This is a genomic window from Enterobacter sp. T1-1 (assembly GCF_000710795.1).
Classification (GTDB): Bacteria; Pseudomonadota; Gammaproteobacteria; order Enterobacterales; family Enterobacteriaceae; genus Enterobacter; species Enterobacter cloacae.
On the sequence record NZ_JALW01000038.1, the window covers coordinates 73,622 to 90,629 of the forward strand.

Genomic DNA, 17,008 nt, shown 5'->3' on the forward strand with positions numbered 1-17,008 from the left:
GTATATCAAATATAACTTTAACAGGTGTGATTATGTTTTGTGTGCAATGTGAACAAACTATCCGTACCCCGGCAGGCAATGGCTGTTCTTACGCGCAGGGTATGTGCGGTAAAACCGCAGAAACATCAGACCTGCAGGATCTGCTGATTGCTGCCCTGCAGGGGCTTTCCGCCTGGGCATTCAAAGCCCGCGAGTACGGTATTGTCGACCACTACGTAGACAGCTTTGCGCCGCGCGCCTTTTTCTCCACGCTGACTAACGTTAACTTTGATTCGCCGCGCATTGTCGGGTACGCCCGTGAAGCGATTGCCCTGCGCGAAGCGCTGAAAGCGCAGTGCCTGAATGCCGATGCCAGCGCCCGCGTGGACAACCCGATGTCAGAACTGCAGCTGGTGAGTGACGACCTGGGCGAATTACAGCGTCAGGCCGCAGAATTTACCCCGAACAAAGACAAAGCCGCGATTGGCGAGAACATTCTCGGCCTGCGCCTGCTGTGCCTGTACGGCCTGAAAGGTGTCGCAGCCTATATGGAGCACGCGCACGTGCTTGGCCAGTACGATAACGACATCTACGCGCAGTACCACAAAATCATGGCGTGGCTGGGCACCTGGCCTGCCGATATGAATGCGCTGCTTGAGTGCTCTATGGAAATCGGCCAGATGAACTTCAAAGTGATGAGCATTCTGGATGCCGGTGAAACCAGCACCTACGGTCATCCAACGCCAACGCAGGTCAATGTGAAAGCGACCGAAGGCAAATGTATTCTCATCTCCGGCCACGACCTGAAAGATCTCTACAACCTGCTGAAGCAGACCGAAGGCACCGGCGTTAACGTCTATACCCACGGCGAAATGCTGCCCGCACACGGCTACCCGGAACTGCGTAAATTCAAACATCTGATCGGGAACTACGGCAGCGGCTGGCAGAATCAGCAGGTTGAGTTCGCCCGCTTCCCGGGCCCGATTGTGATGACCTCTAACTGCATCATCGACCCGACCGTCGGCGCGTATGATGACCGCATCTGGACCCGCAGCATCGTCGGCTGGCCGGGCGTGAGCCACCTTGAAGGTGACGATTTCGGTCCGGTGATCGCCCAGGCGCAGCAGATGGCAGGCTTCCCGTACAGCGAAATTCCGCACCTCATCACCGTTGGCTTTGGCCGCGAAACGCTGCTCGGCGCCGCAGATTCGCTGATTGACCTCGTCAGCCGTGAAAAACTGCGCCACATCTTCCTGATTGGCGGCTGTGACGGCGCGCGCAGTGAGCGTAACTACTTCACCGATTTCGCCACCCGCGTGCCGGAAGATTGCCTGATCCTGACGCTGGCCTGCGGTAAATACCGTTTCAACAAGCTGGACTTCGGCAACATTGAAGGGCTGCCGCGTCTGGTGGATGCTGGTCAGTGTAACGATGCCTATTCGGCCATCATTCTGGCGGTCACGCTGGCGGAGAAACTGGGCTGCGGCGTGAACGATCTGCCGCTGTCGCTGGTGCTCTCCTGGTTCGAGCAGAAAGCGATTGTGATCCTGCTGACCCTGCTCTCTCTGGGCGTAACCAATATCGTCACCGGCCCAACCGCGCCAGGCTTCCTGACGCCGGACCTGCTGGCCGTGCTGAACGAGAAATTCGGTCTGCGTTCCGTGACCACCGTAGAAGAAGATATGCAGCAACTGCTGAGCGCGTAAGGAGTATTTCATGACCATGCCAACCTCTCAGTGCCCGTGGCGGATGCAGGTTCATCACATCCATCAGGAGACGCCGGATGTGTGGACGCTGTCGCTGCTGTGCCATGACTACTACCCGTACCGTGCCGGTCAGTATGCGCTGGTCAGTGTCCGCAACGCGGCGGACACATTGCGCGCCTATACGATCTCCTCGACGCCGGGCGTGAGCGAATACATTACGCTCACTATCCGCCGCATCGATGACGGTGCAGGCTCGCAGTGGCTCACGCGCGACGTCAAGCGCGGGGATTACATCTGGCTGTCTGACGCGCAGGGGGAATTTACCTGTGACGACAAAAGCGAAGATAAATTCCTGCTGCTGGCCGCGGGCTGTGGCGTCACGCCGATCATGTCAATGCGTCGCTGGCTGACCAAAAATCGCCCGCAGGCCGACGTGCAGGTGATCTACAGCGTGCGTTCGCCGGACGATGTGATCTTTGCCGATGAGTGGCGCAACTACCCGGTGACGCTGGTGGCAGAGCACAACGCGACGCACGGTTTTGTCGAGGGACGTCTGAGCCGCGAGCTGTTGCAACGCGTGCCCGATATAGCGAACCGTACGGTGATGACCTGCGGCCCGGCACCGTATATGGAGATTGTGGAACAGGAAGTGAAAGCCCTGGGCGTAACCCGCTTCTTCAAAGAGCAGTTCTTCACGCCGGTGGCAGAGGCGGCAACCAGCGGAATTCAGTTCACCAAACTGCAACCGGCACAAACCTTCTTTGGCCACGTGGGCACCACGCTGCTGGAGGCGCTGGAAAGCAATAAGGTGCCCGTGGTGGCTGCCTGTCGCGCGGGCGTATGCGGATGCTGTAAAACGAAGGTAGTCTCCGGGGAGTACAGCGTGACCAGCACCATGACGCTGACCGATGCAGAAATTGCTGAAGGTTATGTGCTGGCGTGCTCATGTCATCCGCAGGGGGACCTGGTCCTTGCATAAACGTTAAATGTTCGATCGTAGGCCCGGTAAGCGTCAGCGCCACCGGGCTTTTTGTCGGGTGGCACTACGTTTACCCGACCTACAACAACCCTATCGCCACGCAGGACCTTTCCCTACCGCGTACCGCCCTGCCCCTAAAAACGCCACCGCCAGCGAGCCGATAAAGAAGTACACCAGGCTCTCAATGGCCCACGCACCGACGGCATCGAGTGCAAAGGTTTTGCCCGTGCCCACCATCAGCCATGCCACAATCATGGTAAACGCCAGTACCAGCGCCGCCGGGCGCGTAAAGAGGCCGACAATGATCAGGATCGGTGCCACCACTTCGCCAATCAATACGCCGTACGCAATAAACCCCGGCAGCCCTTTTTCCACCAGCAGGCCGCTGATAAAGCCCACACCGCCAAATAACTTGTGTAATCCGTGAAACAACATCAGCCCACCGACGGCAAGTCGTAACAAGAGTTTGCCGAGATCGTCGCACGTTAGCTTTTCGTTTACAGCAATTAACAATGATTTAACCATCTGAAATGATTCCCGTTTTCACCCAATCTGTCGCCAGATTATGCCGAATCATTGCCGGTGAAAACCACCCTGAAATGAGGGGTATTGTGCAGGCAATACAGTGACTTTCTTCTAAGCTTGTAAGCGATATCACAAAAAGGAGACGGACAACCATGAAACAAACCGTGGCTGCATACATAGCGAAGACCCTTGAACAGGCAGGTGTAAAACGTATCTGGGGCGTAACCGGCGATTCACTGAACGGGCTGAGCGACAGCCTCAACAAGATGAAAACCATTGAATGGATGCCGACCCGTCATGAAGAGGTCGCCGCCTTTGCCGCCGGAGCCGAAGCACAGCTCACCGGGGAGCTGGCCGTCTGCGCCGGGTCGTGTGGTCCAGGGAACCTGCACCTGATTAACGGGCTGTTCGACTGTCACCGCAATCACGTGCCGGTGCTGGCAATTGCCGCCCATATTCCCTCATCTGAAATCGGCAGTGGCTATTTTCAGGAGACGCATCCGCAGGAGCTGTTCCGTGAATGCAGCCACTATTGCGAGCTGGTGTCCTCGCCGGAGCAGATCCCGCAGGTTCTGGCGATAGCCATGCGCAAGGCGGTGCTGAACCGCGGTGTTTCTGTGGTCGTGATCCCGGGGGATGTGGCGCTCAAGGCTGCGCCCGAAGGGGCCAGCACCCACTGGTATCACGCCCCCCAGCCGGTCGTTACCCCAGCTGAAGAGGAGCTGAAAAAACTGGCGCAACTGCTGCGTTACGCCAGCAATATCGCCCTGATGTGCGGCAGCGGCTGTGCTGGCGCGCACAAGGAACTCCTTGAATTTGCGGGTAAGCTAAAAGCCCCAATTGTTCATGCCCTGCGCGGCAAAGAGCACGTCGAGTACGATAACCCTTACGACGTGGGCATGACCGGGCTGATCGGTTTTTCGTCCGGCTTCCATACCATGATGAATGCCGACACGCTGATTCTGCTCGGTACCCAGTTCCCCTATCGCGCGTTCTACCCGACGGATGCCAAAATCATTCAGATCGATATTAACCCGGCCAGCATCGGTGCACACAGCAAGGTCGATATGGCGCTGGTGGGCGACATTAAATCCACCCTTGCCGCCCTGCTGCCGCTGCTGGAAGAGAAAACGGATCGTAAATTCCTCGACAAAGCCCTGAGCGATTACCGCGATGCGCGTAAGGGGCTGGACGAACTCGCCAAACCGAGCGACAAAGCGATCCACCCGCAGTATCTCGCGCAGCAGATCAGCCACTTCGCGGACGACGATGCCATCTTTACCTGCGACGTCGGCACGCCAACCGTCTGGGCGGCACGCTACCTGAAGATGAACGGCAAACGCCGCCTGCTCGGCTCGTTCAACCACGGCTCGATGGCCAACGCCATGCCACAGGCGCTGGGTGCCAAAGCCACCGCCCCGGAGCGTCAGGTGGTGGCGATGTGCGGTGACGGCGGATTCAGCATGCTGATGGGCGATTTCCTGTCGGTGGTGCAGATGAAGTTGCCGCTGAAAATCGTGGTCTTCAATAACAGCGTGCTGGGCTTTGTGGCGATGGAGATGAAGGCCGGGGGCTATCTGACGGACGGCACCGAACTGCACGACACCAACTTTGCCCGCATTGCCGAAGCCTGCGGCATAACCGGTATCCGCGTGGAGAAAGCCTCCGAGGTGGATGAAGCTCTGCAACGGGCGTTTTCCATCGACGGCCCGGTGCTGGTGGATGTGGTGGTCGCCAAAGAGGAGCTGGCCATCCCGCCGCAGATCAAGCTGGAGCAGGCCAAAGGCTTCAGCCTCTACATGCTGCGGGCGATCATCAGCGGCCGCGGCGATGAAGTGATCGAACTGGCAAAAACTAACTGGCTCAGGTAAAACATTTCGCATGACCTCTTAAAATAAAGGGATGTGAAATGATTGATTTACGCAGTGATACCGTTACCCGTCCGAGTCGCGCCATGCTCGAAGAGATGATGGCCGCCCCGGTCGGGGACGACGTCTACGGTGACGATCCAACGGTCAACGAACTGCAGCGCTATGCCGCAGAACTCAGCGGTAAAGAGGCCGCCCTGTTCCTGCCCACCGGAACGCAGGCCAACCTGGTGGCGCTGCTCAGCCACTGCGAACGCGGTGAAGAGTACATCGTCGGCCAGGGAGCGCATAACTACCTGTACGAAGCGGGCGGCGCGGCGGTGCTCGGCAGCATTCAGCCGCAGCCGATCGACGCCGCACCGGACGGCACTCTCCCGCTCGACAAGGTCGCCGCAAAAATCAAAGCCGACGACATCCACTTCGCCCGCACCAAATTACTCAGCCTTGAAAACACCCACAACGGCAAAGTCCTGCCGCGCGAGTACCTCAAAGCGGCGTGGGAATTTACCCGCGAGCGCAGGCTCGGCCTGCACGTGGACGGCGCACGAATCTTTAACGCCGTGGTAGCCTACGGCTGCGAGCTGAACGAGATTACGCAGTATTGTGACTCGTTCACCATCTGCCTCTCAAAAGGGCTGGGCACCCCCGTGGGTTCTCTGCTGGTGGGCGATGCGGACTACATCAAACGCGCCAACCGCTGGCGCAAGATGACCGGCGGCGGCATGCGCCAGGCCGGTATTCTGGCCGCAGCGGGTCTGTATGCCCTTAAAAACAACGTGGCACGCCTGCAGGACGATCACGACAACGCCGCGTGGATGGCCGGGCAACTGCGTGAAATTGGCGCCGACGTGATGCGACACGACACCAACATGCTGTTTGTTCGCGTGGGTGATGAACACGCCGCTGCGCTTGGGGAGTTCATGAAAGCGCGTGGCGTACTCATCAACGCGTCACCCGTTGTGCGTCTGGTGATGCATCTCGACGTCAGCCGCGAGCAGCTGTTGGACGTTGTGAAACACTGGCAGGCGTTTTTACAGCGTTAAGGAGCAGAACGTGCCGCAACGTATTCTGGTGCTCGGTGCCAGCGGGTATATCGGTCAGCATCTGACCACGGCGTTAAGCCAGCAGGGGCATCAGGTGCTGGCGGCGGCACGCAACACGGAACGCCTGCAAAAACTAAACCTGCCTGGCGTCACCTGCCACAACGTCGACCTTAACTGGCCTGAGTCGCTGCCCGCGCTGCTGGAAGGGGTCGACACGCTGTATTACCTGGTGCACAGCATGGGCGAAGGCGGCGATTTTATCGCCCACGAACGTCAGGTGGCACTGAACGTCCGCGATGCCCTGCGGCAAACGCCAGTTAAGCAGGTGATTTTTTTAAGCTCGCTCCAGGCGCCCGAAAATGAGCAGTCGGACCACCTGCGCGCCCGTCAGCTTACCGCGGACACCTTGCGCAGTGCGGATATCCCCGTCACCGAACTGCGGGCGGGGATCATCGTCGGCGCGGGCTCTGCCGCCTTCGAAGTGATGCGCGATATGGTGTACAACTTGCCGGTGCTCACCCCACCGCGCTGGGTGCGGTCGCGCACCACGCCGATTGCCCTGGAAAACCTGCTGCATTACCTGGTGGCGCTGCTGGACCATCCCGCCGAACAGCACCGCGTGCTTGAGGCCGCCGGGCCGGAGGTGTTGAGCTATCAGGAACAGTTCGAGCATTTTATGCGCGTCAGCGGCCGCCGACGCTGGCTCATCCCCGTTCCCTTCCCGACCCGCTGGATCTCCGTGTGGTTTTTAAACGTTATTACCTCGGTGCCGCCGACGACAGCGAAAGCGCTGATCCAGGGGCTGAAGCACGATCTGCTGGCGGACGATGGCGAACTGCGCGCATTAATTCCGCAGACGCTGATCCGTTTTGACGACGCGGTACGCCATACCCTGAAAGAAGAAGAGAAGCTGGTGAACTCCAGCGACTGGGGCTACGACGCGCAGGCGTTTGCCCGCTGGCGGCCGGAGTACGGTTATTACCCGAAACAGGCGGGCTGCACGGTGAAAACCTCGGCCAGCCTGGCATCACTGTGGGAGGTGGTGAACCAGATCGGCGGCAAAGAGCGTTATTTCTTCGGCAATATTCTCTGGCAGACACGCGGAGCGATGGATCTGCTGGTGGGCCACCGGCTGGCGAAAGGGCGCCCTGCGCAGCCGTACCTCAAAGTGGGTGATACGGTCGACAGCTGGAAAGTCATCATCGTCGAACCGGAAAAACAACTGGCACTGCTGTTCGGCATGAAAGCGCCAGGGCTGGGACGGCTCTGCTTCACGCTGAAAGACAAAGGCGATTGCCGTGAACTGGACGTCCGCGCCTGGTGGCACCCACATGGGATGCCCGGTCTGTTCTACTGGTTACTGATGATCCCCGCACATCTGTTTATCTTCCGCGGGATGGCAAAACGGATTGCGCAACTGGCAGAACAAAAAACGGAAAAGAACTAAATAAAACTCGCTTTCTTTCACCTTTCCCATTGCAACCCGCCGTAATTCACGAAAGAATGCGCACGAAATTCTTTTCAACACAGTGGATTGTTATGAAGGTACTGGTTACCGGGGCGACCAGCGGCTTAGGCCGAAATGCGGTCGAATTTCTGCGCAACAAAGGCATTAGCGTCAGGGCTACCGGTCGCAACGAGGCGATGGGTAAGCTGCTGCAAAAAATGGGCGCAGAGTTTGTCCATGCCGACCTGACGGAGCTGGTCTCCTCTCAGGCGAAAGTGATGCTCGCCGGAATCGACACCCTGTGGCACTGCTCCAGTTTTACCTCTCCGTGGGGAACCCAGGAAGCCTTCGATCTCGCCAACGTGCGCGCCACGCGCCGTCTGGGCGAGTGGGCCGTTGCCTGGGGCGTGCGTAACTTTATTCATATCTCCTCTCCGTCGCTCTACTTCGACTATCACCACCACCGGGATATCCAGGAAACGTTCCGTCCGGCCCGTTTTGCCTGTGAGTTTGCCCGCAGCAAGGCGGCCAGCGAAGAGGTGATCGACCTGCTGGCGCAGTCGAACCCGCATACGCGCTTTACGATCCTGCGTCCGCAAAGTCTTTTCGGACCGCACGATAAAGTGTTTATTCCGCGCCTGGCGCAGATGATGCACCACTACGGCAGCGTGCTGCTGCCGCGCGGCGGTGATGCGCTGGTGGACATGACTTACTACGAAAATGCCGTGTACGCCATGTGGCTGGCGAGCCAGCCGGACAGCGATAAACTGGTGTCCGGTCGCGCGTATAACATTACCAACGGCGAACCCTGCCGCCTTCGCACCATTGTGCAGCGCCTGATCGACGAGCTGCACATCGACTGCCGCATTCGCTTGGTGCCTTATCCTATGCTGGATATGATTGCCCGCAGCATGGAGCGTTTTGGCAGCAAAACCGCCAAAGAGCCTGCGCTGACGCATTACGGCGTGTCGAAGCTGAATTTTGATTTCACGCTGGATATTTCGCGCGCGGAGAACGAGCTGGGGTATAAGCCGATTGTGACCCTGGATGAAGGGATTGTGCGTACCGCGGCGTGGCTGCGGGACCATGGGAAGTTGCATCGGTAGTTAATTGGGTGCGGCCTGATGCCCTCACCCCGGCCCTCTCCCACAGGGAGAGAGAGTAAAGACTAAAACGGCAACCTTTCGGTTGCCGTTTGCTGTTTATAATGCCGTCCAGGCCTCAGACCATGCCAGACCTGCGCCTGGTTCATAGTACATTGGTGCATTGTTACACCAGCCGCTGTACGGGAACGGTTTGCACTGGAACAGTTTACCGTGGTTGTTCACGATATCGCCTGCGCTGTACTTGCTGTTCGCGCTCCACGCCGGGTAAGAGCCGGAAGTGCCTTCGTCCTGAGACGGGGTGGCTGCTTTGGCTTTTACGTTCAGCAGGTATGTGGTGGTGCTGCTCAGCTCGCCGTCGCTGACGGTCAGGCTGATTTCATACTGCTGCGCCGTCGCGGCTTCAGGCGCGTTGAAGGTCACCACCGCTTTATCGTCGCCGGTAACGGTCTGGCCGTCCTGGGAACGCCAGGTGTAGGTCAGCTTATTGCCGTCTTCGTCGGTAGAGCCTTCTGCGCTCAGGGAGACCTGCGCACCGGCTTCAACCGCACCGATCGGACCGGCAATCTGCGCTACAGGCGCATGGTTTACCACCGCCGGGATGTCGTCTGGCACAGGTGCCGGGGTTTCATCCGGTGTTGGTGTCGGCGCAGGCGTCTCATCTTCAGACGGGGCTGGAGCAGGAGTCGGTGTTTCATCCGGTACGACCGCGGAACCGTCGTCGTTAACGATGTTCACGTTAAAGAACTTCTGTACACACTTGGTGTAGTCGCCGTCTTTGAACGCGCTGAATGGCGTCTGGTAACCCACCAGCTGGCAAGCGTAGGTCTTGCCATCAGGGGTATCCGCGCTCCATCCCCAGTCCTGTTCCCAGTAGATCTTCAGGGCACCTGCGCCACCTTCATCAAACTGCTTCATGTTGGCACAGCCAAGCACTTCGTCAGCCGGTACAGGGACTTTCAGGTAGTTAGCGAACTCTTTGTAGTATTTGATACGGTTCTGAGACTGAGCAATTTCAGTCGGGCCACCGCACTCTACGCCGCCGTTGATGATCTGGGTGGTCACGCCAAAGCCAGGGACAAGACCGTTGGCTTTATCGTGGTCGTTCGGCTGCCAGGTACCATCGATAACCTGAAGCATGCTTGGTTTTGGCGGCTGTGGATAGGCGAAGAAGAAGATGGCGCTCGCCAGGTTCAGCCAGGTATCGGCCACCAGCTCAGGTTTGTCGAGCAGCGTGCGGACATCGCCGTACATTGCTTCAGAGAATGGACCGTAGTTGTAGTTGTAGGACAACTGCTTAGCGCCGCGGCCAAAGTAGCTCAGGAAATCGCCATCTTTGTCTTTACCGCACGGCCAGGTCTGACCCTGCCAGACGTCCGGGTTACACTCCCCGTTATAGCCGCCCTTCTGGCCTTCGCTCCAGCCCATCTCGCGCACATAGACCAGCGCCTGACGCCATTCCGGCTCCGGACGCCAGCTTTCGTGGCCGCCGGTTTCCTGTGCGAAGTGAGCAAACATGGTTGCCAGCTCTTTACGGCAGATAGCTTCGCTGTCGCGGCCATCGTTGTAGGTATCACACAGCGCCGGGAATTTACCCACGGCTTTCAGGAAGTTACTGTAGCTGTAATCCTTCGCGCGCAGCGGGAACAGGTATTCCCAGTCACTCTCTTTAAGGATCCCTTCAACGCGTTTCACGTTTACCGGGTTGGCTGCACGGCCTGGCTCAATCTGCTCGACCTGAGCGTTGTCCAGCGTACGGATGGTATCCTTCACGGATTTCATCAGTGGGAAATCGGTGAGCTCTTTTTCCTTTTTAGCCAGATCGCTGGCTTTCATGGTGTAAGGCACACTGCTTTCCGCCTTCAGCATGGTGGCCTGAGCAATCACCGGCGCTACGCAGGCACCGGCAATAAGCACGCTCAGTAATGTCCTTTTATTCATCTCGGTTATTCCTGTTAATTTCGATAAAGTTAAATAAATCTAAATTCATTTATTAATCCGTTAATAAATAAACTTCAGACAGCTGCTTTTCATTTTCTGAAGAATACGGGGGGGTACTCTTCAAAAAACAAAAAACTCACCAGTTGGTTCTGTCGCGGGCGGCTAATTTTAACTGCTGATACTTTTTCCAGACCTTATGGGCATAGACCATGCGCTTAGGGTAATTTTCTTTTTTAAGCCCGGCGTTATACGCACCTACCGCTTCCCAGTTGTATCCATAAACCTTAATCATGCCTGACAAAATAGAGGCGCCGACCATAATGGAGGTGCAGGGCTCTGTCATCAGACGGTTTTCATTAATGCCTTTGCGTTCAAGTTCAGGAAAGTGCGAGCTGTTGATTTGCATTAATCCGACATCGCGCGTTCCGTCATGATTGATGCCAATGGCGTACGGGTTCATTCCCGATTCCACATTCGCGATGGCATAAAGTAAAAACGGATCAATATGATAATAATGCGCCGCTTTATTCCAGCAATTTGCAAATGCGCTATGACTTAATATCAATAACAAAAACAGAAACCTTTTCATTCTTCACCTGCGTGGCCGTTTTTTATTCTCCTCAAACACGTCCTGTTAAATTAGTGGAAGGTACTGGCCACACCCGAAGCGGGGTGTGACCAGTGATTGTGGGCTGATATCACACCCACAATTTCAAGCTCAGAAGATTATTTGCAGTCTGCTGACGCGCCTTCTTTCACCCATACATCGCTGTTGCCTGGTTTGTCACCTTTTGTCCACCATTTCGCGCGGTACTCGAAACCTTGATAGGTTGTCTTGTCACCACCGTTGTAGACCATGTCGGAGCGCCAGTTCATTTTCACCTGGCTGACCAGTTCCCATGCATCGGCGTTAAAGCCAGGTTTGTTGCCCTGAGTCCAGTACTTCGCTTTCCATACCAGATTATCGGAGCTGACCATGTCGCCGTTGTTGTAGATTTTGTTGGATTCCCATGCCGCGTATTTGCTGGCGTTGGCATCTACCGGGTTATCGCAGTTGCCGGTTGCAGTGCCTTCATCAGATGGCGTGTTACCTTCATCGGATGGCGTGTTACCTTCGTCAGACGGGGTATTGTCTTCATCAGGCACAACCGGGGTGGCTTTCGGCGTTACGGTAACCTGTACGTTAGACTGTACGCTGGTTTTACCGTCGCTTACGACAACGCTCAGGGTGTAGGTAGAGTCAGTTGTAACGTCCGGCGCGGTGATCTGTACGCTGGAGGTATCAGTACCGGTCGCGTGCATATCAGATGGTACGCTCCAGGCGTAGGTCAGTGCATCACCGTCTGGATCCGCTGCCTGCACGTTCAGGGCGTAGGTCTGACCGGCTTCCAGAGTGACGTTCTGCATCTGGTTAACCACAGGGGCCTGGTTGGCTTTCGGCGCTTTGTTCACAACCTGAACGTCAGCGGTGCTGCTCAGACCTTTTGGATCGGTCACGGTCAGACGGAATGCCAGGGTCTGGTTGCTGGTCACAGCGCCAACGGAGAAGGTCGCTTTCGCTTTGGTGCTGTTGGTCAGGGTAACGCTTGGGCCAGAGATCTGGATCCATTTGTAGGTCAGCGCATCGCCATCAGGATCGGTGGAGGCAGAGCCATCCAGAGTCACGGTCGCAGGGCCGGTCACGGTTTGATCCGCCGCAGAAGCAACCGGTGCATGGTTGGTCACTACCGGATCTGGCGTGGAGCTGCCCAGCAGGCTTTCGTTCATCGCGTTCAGGATATCGCCGTTATCGGAGTCGATAGACCACGCGAACAGGCCGCCCAGGTTTTTCGCCAGAACGTACTTACCTTTTGCGGTTGCGGAACGGGCATCTTCATAAGAGATCAGCTCGCCGGTGGATTTGTTGAAGACGTATGGCGCTTCAGCGTCTGCGTCGTAGCCATATTCCCAGCCTGGCTTGCCTTTGTACTCGTTCACAATCTGACGATAGTCAACAACGCCTGGTTCCCAGGTGCCTTTCACGCCGTCAGTCGCCGTACCGGTGAACGGGTTGTTGCCGGTATAGCCGTGAACGCCAGTCCAGCCACGACCGTACATGCCGGTACCCACCACGATTTTGCCTGGCTGTACGCCCTGCTCCAGCAGCGCGTTAACGCCATTTTCGGTGGTGTAGTTGGTGTCCGGACGCCATGCTGGCGCATGCAGTGCAGCCTGGTGGCCCAGATCGGTCATGCTCCACGCGCCGTAGAAGTCGTAGCTCATCAGGAAGATGTGATCGAGATACTGCTGCGCCGTGGTGTAATCCACGTCTTCAATCTTGTCTTTACCGGCACCGATGGCGCTGGTCAGTTCATAGGTGCGCCCCGTTTCAGCTGACAGTTCGTTCAGCATGGTACGCAGATCGTGCATCAGCGCGGTGTAGGTTGCTTTATCCACCTGCGGGTTGCCCAGCGATTCATTCACGCCGCCGCCGCCCGGGAATTCCCAGTCGATATCCACGCCGTCGAAGAATTTCCAGGTTTTCAGGAAGTCTTTAACAGAAGAGACGAAACGTGCGCGGATGGCGGTATCGTTCATGTGGTGGAACGGATCGGACATGGTCCAGCCGCCAATGGATGGCAGAATTTTCAGGTCAGGATGGGCTTTTTTCAGCGCCATCAGCTGGCCGAAGTTACCTTTGTACGGGTCGTCCCAGTTAGACACGCCAGACTGTGGTTTTTGCAGCGCAGCCCACGGGTCGTGGATCGCCACGGTGTAGTCAGGACGGCCAGCACAGGCTTTCTGCAGGTTGGCGAAGCTGTTGCCATTTTCAACAGTTTTCAGACCGTCGTTGATGCCGTCGCCGCCACAGATTGGAATGAAGCCGTACAGGATGTGGTTCAGGTTAGCGGCAGGGATTTTATCGACCGGGAAGTTACGGCCATAAACGCCCCACTCAGGGAAGTAGGCGGCAACCACTTTATCGGTATGTTTTGCGAAGGTTTTGTTGTTTTCCTGCAGAGGCGCATTCAGCGGCAGGAGGTGGCTACCGTCAGTATCCGCCACGATGATCAGCTTGCTTGCGCTTTTGGTACAGCCGCTGTTGTTACAGAGTTCAACCTGCTCCTGGTAGCGACCGCCTTTTTTCACTTTGAAGGTGGCAGAACCGGATGCACCGGCAGCACCGGACCAGACGGTCTTGCCATCCAGCAGCACTTTACCGGAGGTCGGCGCGTCGCCGCTCCAGACGTTCCACTCGACTTTTACGTCGACACCGTCGTTATGAACCTTAACAAGATTACCGTAGTCCACTACGGCCTGGTCCACTTCAACGATGGCAAATTTATCGTTACCGCTGCTGATTGAAGGCGTACCTGGCGCTGCGGCGAACGCAGAGCCGGAAACGGCTGCGACAAAGAGTGCCAGATAGGTTGGCTTCATAAATTTCATTATTAATTCCTGATAATCTTATTTTTGATAAATGAAAAGGACCATGTATTCCATATAACATGGGCGAGTACTGAATAAGCTATTTAATTAAAACCACAAACCCAATTTAATTTTACTAACCATGTATAGTGCTAATATACCCTCCATAAAAAGACATGAGCGGCAATCCTTACAGCTTATGTTTCTTACAATACTCCGGGAATTAGTTGACGTCCTTTCATTCCCTCAGCGAAAAAATTTCAAAAAAAACTTGACCGCGTAAATCAGAATGTGAATTGCAAGGTCTGCAGAATAAAAATAACCAAACCGGCGAGTGACAACAGAGGGCCAAACGGAATAACGCTATTTTCTTTAACCGCTTTATAAAAAACAAAATACAATGCGATACCGCTTAATGCCGCCGCGAGCAATAACGAAGGTAACGCCTGCCAGCCGCACCACGCGCCCAGCGCAGCCAGCAGCTTAAAATCACCGTAGCCCAATCCCTCGCGTCCTGTTGTCAGGCGAAAGGCCCAGTAGAGAAGCCACAGCGACAGGTAGCCCGCCGCTGCGCCAAACAGGGCATCCGACAACGGTAAGGTATGAAAAAGCGCATGATTCAGCAGGCCCGCCCACAGCAGCGGCTGCGTCAGGCAGTCCGGCAGCAGCATGTGTTTTGCGTCTATCGCCGCCAGCGGCAGCAGTCCACACCAGAGCACCCATAGCGACATCAATGCAGCCGCAGACGGGGCATACGCCGCCGTCAGGGCAAAAAACAGGGCGCTGGAAAGTTCAAGCAACAGCAGACGCAGCGGGATCGCGGTCTGGCAGCAGCGGCAGCGCCCACGCAGGCAACACCAGCTCAGAACCGGGATATTTTCCCACCAGGCGAGCGTGTGGGAGCATGCGGGACAGTGGGAGGCCGGAAACAGCAGGTTTCCGGCACCCTCCTCCTCTTTAATGAGCGGGGGAATGCGTTCGACCACCACCCCCAGAAAGCTGCCGATAATGCCGCCAAGCGTGCCGCTGAGCAGGCAAAGGGCGGGCATCTGGCTGCCCTGAAGCAGCGTCAGCGAGTTCATGCCACTTTCGCCCAGGAGAGCTTAATCTGGGCCTTTACATCGCTAAGGTGATCAACCGGCGTGAGATCCATTTTCTCCAGACGAACCCCGGTGGTTAAATTCACCTCCCGAAGCCAGTTTTTCAGTTCATAGACGTTGACCCGATCAATATTAAACGTCAAGGTTTGCCCGTCCTGCTGGATATTACTCAGCGCAACGTGGATCTCTTTGGCGCTCTCTTCCACCACGCTTCTCGGGTTACTGGTTTTTAATACTTTCGCCTGAAGGTGATTTTTATTAATTTCTGCACGCATCCAGTTCAGGGTCTGTTTCTGTTTTTGCAGCGTGGCTTTCTCATTTTTAATAATATTATCCAGTGGGGTCATCACACCGTACCAGATAATGGCGCAACAGAGCGCCGAAACACAGAGTTTAATCAGCGTTCGTTCGCGCGGGCTGTAACGCAAATAGCGTGCTTTTAATTGTCCAATTTTCTCTTTCATTTATATTTCCCTGTGATGATAGCGGTATAAGGCGCTTCACTGGAGACCGGCTGCAGCGTAAAGTCGAAGGTATCACTCGCCTTATTGACGAACGCCTGCAACGCCGTGGGATCCATCGAACGGATGTTCAGCGTGAGCTGATTCTGGGTGTCGTCGTATCCCACTTCACTCAGTTCGACCGCCGGGAGCGATTGCTTGATCTGCTCCAGTGCGTCCAGTTGAAGAAAGATCCCTTTCTTCTCTTTCTTGATGTTCTGCCCGAAGTGGTACTTCAGGTTGGTGGTCTGGCGCAGCGTGGGGAAATAGTGCTGGGCCAATTCCACCATCTGCTGCTGGGCCAGGTTTTCCTGGTTAGAGAGCATCCAGGCCATGCCGATACGAGGGCCAACCAGCAGCCCGAGACTCAGCACCGCCATGGCGGCAAGAGTCGGTTTCGCATAACGGAAACCGGTCTGTGCACCCGTGGCGCTAAAAACGCCGTGCAGCAGGTTTGCTTTGCAGCTTTTCCACTGCGGCTGGATCAGCACCAGCGGATGCTGCCAGGCCCGTTGCTCATCCATCTGCACGTCCGCTGGCGCATCGCCGTAACAGACGAGGTTACCGGCGCACTGCTGACTCAACAGCAGCGGCAACAGGGCGGCGTCGGTTTCACAGGCGCCAAACGGCGAATAGCGCATCCAGTAGCCGTTGTCGGTGGAGACCAGCGTGCTGCCGCCTTCGGTTACCGGCAGAAGGATCGCATCGGGCAGCACCTGCACCACCGTCAGCCCGGCATCGGCACAGCGGTCCAGCCAGTACTGCAGACGCGCCGCATCAATGGCCACCGCATCCACTTCCCGCCCCTTCTTGTTGAGCACCGTCCAGTGAAGCGTGTCCACATCGCCAATCAGCGTCTCTTCTGCCAGCCAGGAGAACTCAACGCTGCCTTTTTTGGGCAACGTGAAGCGACGGAAGATCATTTCGCTGGCCGGCAGTAGCAGGCAGACGCGTGCGGCTAACGCGTGACCGGCAAGCGCCGCCAGTGACGCCCCGCCCTGACGCTGTTCCACCTGGTCGCTACCGGACTCGCACCACATTATGTTCCCGTCCTCATGCGTGTCGGGACGAATAAAAAGCACCTGTTTCATAGAATTCGTCTTGTGTTATTCAACCATTCGGTAGCGACGTTGCCAGGTAATCACCTTCCCGGCTTCATTATCAACATGAAGCTGGCTGACGACGCGCAGCGTTAAATCATCGGTATTGCCGGTACTGTTGACCCGGAAATAGTGACTGTTTACCGCAAGAAACGCCTGAACCTGCTTGAGGGCGTCTTTGGTCTGCGGATAATTTGTCTCAAGCTCTTTCTGGAATGCCTCCATCGACTCCCAGCCCTCTTCCGGGCGGGAGGCGATCAGACGGGCGGCCTCGTCCTCGCTCAGCGAGCCGATAAACAGGGCTGCCAA

Annotated in this window: 14 protein-coding genes; 6 read left to right on the top strand and 8 right to left on the bottom strand. The window is 56.5% G+C overall.

The annotated features are described in order from the left end of the window. Positions 1–32: 32 nt before the first annotated feature. Together hcp and hcr are read left to right on the top strand one after the other, a co-directional pair. Positions 33–1,685 (top strand): hydroxylamine reductase, encoded by a 1,653-nt coding sequence (gene hcp, locus AK59_RS0113395; RefSeq protein WP_029883002.1) that lies wholly within the window; start codon positions 33–35, stop codon positions 1,683–1,685. 10 nt (positions 1,686–1,695) lie between these two features. Continuing rightward, positions 1,696–2,664 carry an NADH oxidoreductase gene (gene hcr, locus AK59_RS0113400; RefSeq protein ID WP_029883003.1) on the top strand — a complete coding sequence of 323 codons (969 nt, stop codon included), beginning with the start codon at positions 1,696–1,698 and terminating at the stop codon, positions 2,662–2,664. 90 nt (positions 2,665–2,754) lie between these two features. Here hcr and AK59_RS0113405 read toward each other — a convergent pair whose 3' ends face one another. After that, positions 2,755–3,189, bottom strand: coding sequence for a DoxX family protein (locus AK59_RS0113405; protein WP_029883004.1), 435 nt, complete (start codon positions 3,187–3,189; stop codon positions 2,755–2,757). Positions 3,190–3,341: 152 nt separating this feature from the next. Between AK59_RS0113405 and poxB the strand changes: the two genes are divergently transcribed. From poxB to AK59_RS0113425, 4 genes are all read left to right on the top strand, one after another. Further along, the gene (gene poxB / locus AK59_RS0113410) at positions 3,342–5,060 is read left to right on the top strand and encodes a ubiquinone-dependent pyruvate dehydrogenase (protein ID WP_013097335.1); all 1,719 of its coding nucleotides are present in this window, start codon (positions 3,342–3,344) and stop codon (positions 5,058–5,060) included. Between the two features lie 38 nt (positions 5,061–5,098). Then, positions 5,099–6,100, top strand: a complete 1,002-nt coding sequence (gene ltaE / locus AK59_RS0113415) for a low-specificity L-threonine aldolase (protein WP_020689923.1) — start codon at positions 5,099–5,101, stop codon at positions 6,098–6,100. Between the two features lie 10 nt (positions 6,101–6,110). Continuing rightward, positions 6,111–7,547: an SDR family oxidoreductase gene (locus AK59_RS0113420; protein ID WP_029883005.1), complete on the top strand. Its 1,437-nt coding sequence runs from the start codon at positions 6,111–6,113 to the stop codon at positions 7,545–7,547. A gap of 92 nt (positions 7,548–7,639) precedes the next feature. Beyond that, complete coding sequence (locus AK59_RS0113425) at positions 7,640–8,653, top strand: NAD-dependent epimerase/dehydratase family protein (protein WP_029883006.1); 1,014 nt, start codon at positions 7,640–7,642, stop codon at positions 8,651–8,653. A gap of 96 nt (positions 8,654–8,749) precedes the next feature. Here AK59_RS0113425 and AK59_RS0113430 read toward each other — a convergent pair whose 3' ends face one another. The 7 genes from AK59_RS0113430 to AK59_RS0113460 all read right to left on the bottom strand — a co-directional run. After that, positions 8,750–10,591, bottom strand: a complete 1,842-nt coding sequence (locus tag AK59_RS0113430; RefSeq protein WP_029883007.1) for a glycoside hydrolase family 19 protein — start codon at positions 10,589–10,591, stop codon at positions 8,750–8,752. 136 nt (positions 10,592–10,727) lie between these two features. Further along, positions 10,728–11,180 (bottom strand): type III secretion system invasion protein IagB, encoded by a 453-nt coding sequence (iagB, locus tag AK59_RS0113435; RefSeq protein WP_029883008.1) that lies wholly within the window; start codon positions 11,178–11,180, stop codon positions 10,728–10,730. Between the two features lie 137 nt (positions 11,181–11,317). Further along, on the bottom strand, positions 11,318–14,020 hold the full coding sequence (locus AK59_RS0113440; protein WP_029883009.1) for a glycosyl hydrolase family 18 protein: 2,703 nt from the start codon (positions 14,018–14,020) through the stop codon (positions 11,318–11,320). Positions 14,021–14,283: 263 nt separating this feature from the next. Beyond that, positions 14,284–15,081, bottom strand: a complete 798-nt coding sequence (locus AK59_RS0113445) for a prepilin peptidase (RefSeq protein WP_013097342.1) — start codon at positions 15,079–15,081, stop codon at positions 14,284–14,286. After that, positions 15,078–15,563: a type II secretion system protein M gene (locus tag AK59_RS0113450; protein WP_029883010.1), complete on the bottom strand. Its 486-nt coding sequence runs from the start codon at positions 15,561–15,563 to the stop codon at positions 15,078–15,080. Before AK59_RS0113450 ends, AK59_RS0113445 begins: the two co-directional genes overlap by 4 nt. Continuing rightward, positions 15,560–16,690 carry a type II secretion system protein GspL gene (gene gspL / locus AK59_RS0113455; protein WP_029883011.1) on the bottom strand — a complete coding sequence of 377 codons (1,131 nt, stop codon included), beginning with the start codon at positions 16,688–16,690 and terminating at the stop codon, positions 15,560–15,562. The genes AK59_RS0113450 and gspL overlap by 4 nt, the downstream gene beginning before the upstream one ends. Positions 16,691–16,705: 15 nt before the next feature. Then, positions 16,706–17,008: type II secretion system protein GspK (locus AK59_RS0113460; protein ID WP_197028016.1), on the bottom strand; the 303-nt coding region annotated here is incomplete at its 5' end.

Excerpts from the sequence above, each read along its gene's own strand:
- AK59_RS0113445 (WP_013097342.1), bottom strand. The coding sequence starts at position 15,081 with ATGAACTCGCTGACGCTGCTTCAGGGCAGCCAGATGCCCGCCCTTTGC.
- iagB (WP_029883008.1), bottom strand. The coding sequence starts at position 11,180 with ATGAAAAGGTTTCTGTTTTTGTTATTGATATTAAGTCATAGCGCATTT.
- AK59_RS0113425 (WP_029883006.1), top strand. The coding sequence starts at position 7,640 with ATGAAGGTACTGGTTACCGGGGCGACCAGCGGCTTAGGCCGAAATGCG.
- AK59_RS0113430 (WP_029883007.1), bottom strand. The coding sequence starts at position 10,591 with ATGAATAAAAGGACATTACTGAGCGTGCTTATTGCCGGTGCCTGCGTA.
- AK59_RS0113440 (WP_029883009.1), bottom strand. The coding sequence starts at position 14,020 with ATGAAATTTATGAAGCCAACCTATCTGGCACTCTTTGTCGCAGCCGTT.
- gspL (WP_029883011.1), bottom strand. The coding sequence starts at position 16,690 with ATGAAACAGGTGCTTTTTATTCGTCCCGACACGCATGAGGACGGGAAC.
- ltaE (WP_020689923.1), top strand. The coding sequence starts at position 5,099 with ATGATTGATTTACGCAGTGATACCGTTACCCGTCCGAGTCGCGCCATG.
- poxB (WP_013097335.1), top strand. The coding sequence starts at position 3,342 with ATGAAACAAACCGTGGCTGCATACATAGCGAAGACCCTTGAACAGGCA.
- AK59_RS0113450 (WP_029883010.1), bottom strand. The coding sequence starts at position 15,563 with ATGAAAGAGAAAATTGGACAATTAAAAGCACGCTATTTGCGTTACAGC.
- hcp (WP_029883002.1), top strand. The coding sequence starts at position 33 with ATGTTTTGTGTGCAATGTGAACAAACTATCCGTACCCCGGCAGGCAAT.
- hcr (WP_029883003.1), top strand. The coding sequence starts at position 1,696 with ATGACCATGCCAACCTCTCAGTGCCCGTGGCGGATGCAGGTTCATCAC.
- AK59_RS0113405 (WP_029883004.1), bottom strand. The coding sequence starts at position 3,189 with ATGGTTAAATCATTGTTAATTGCTGTAAACGAAAAGCTAACGTGCGAC.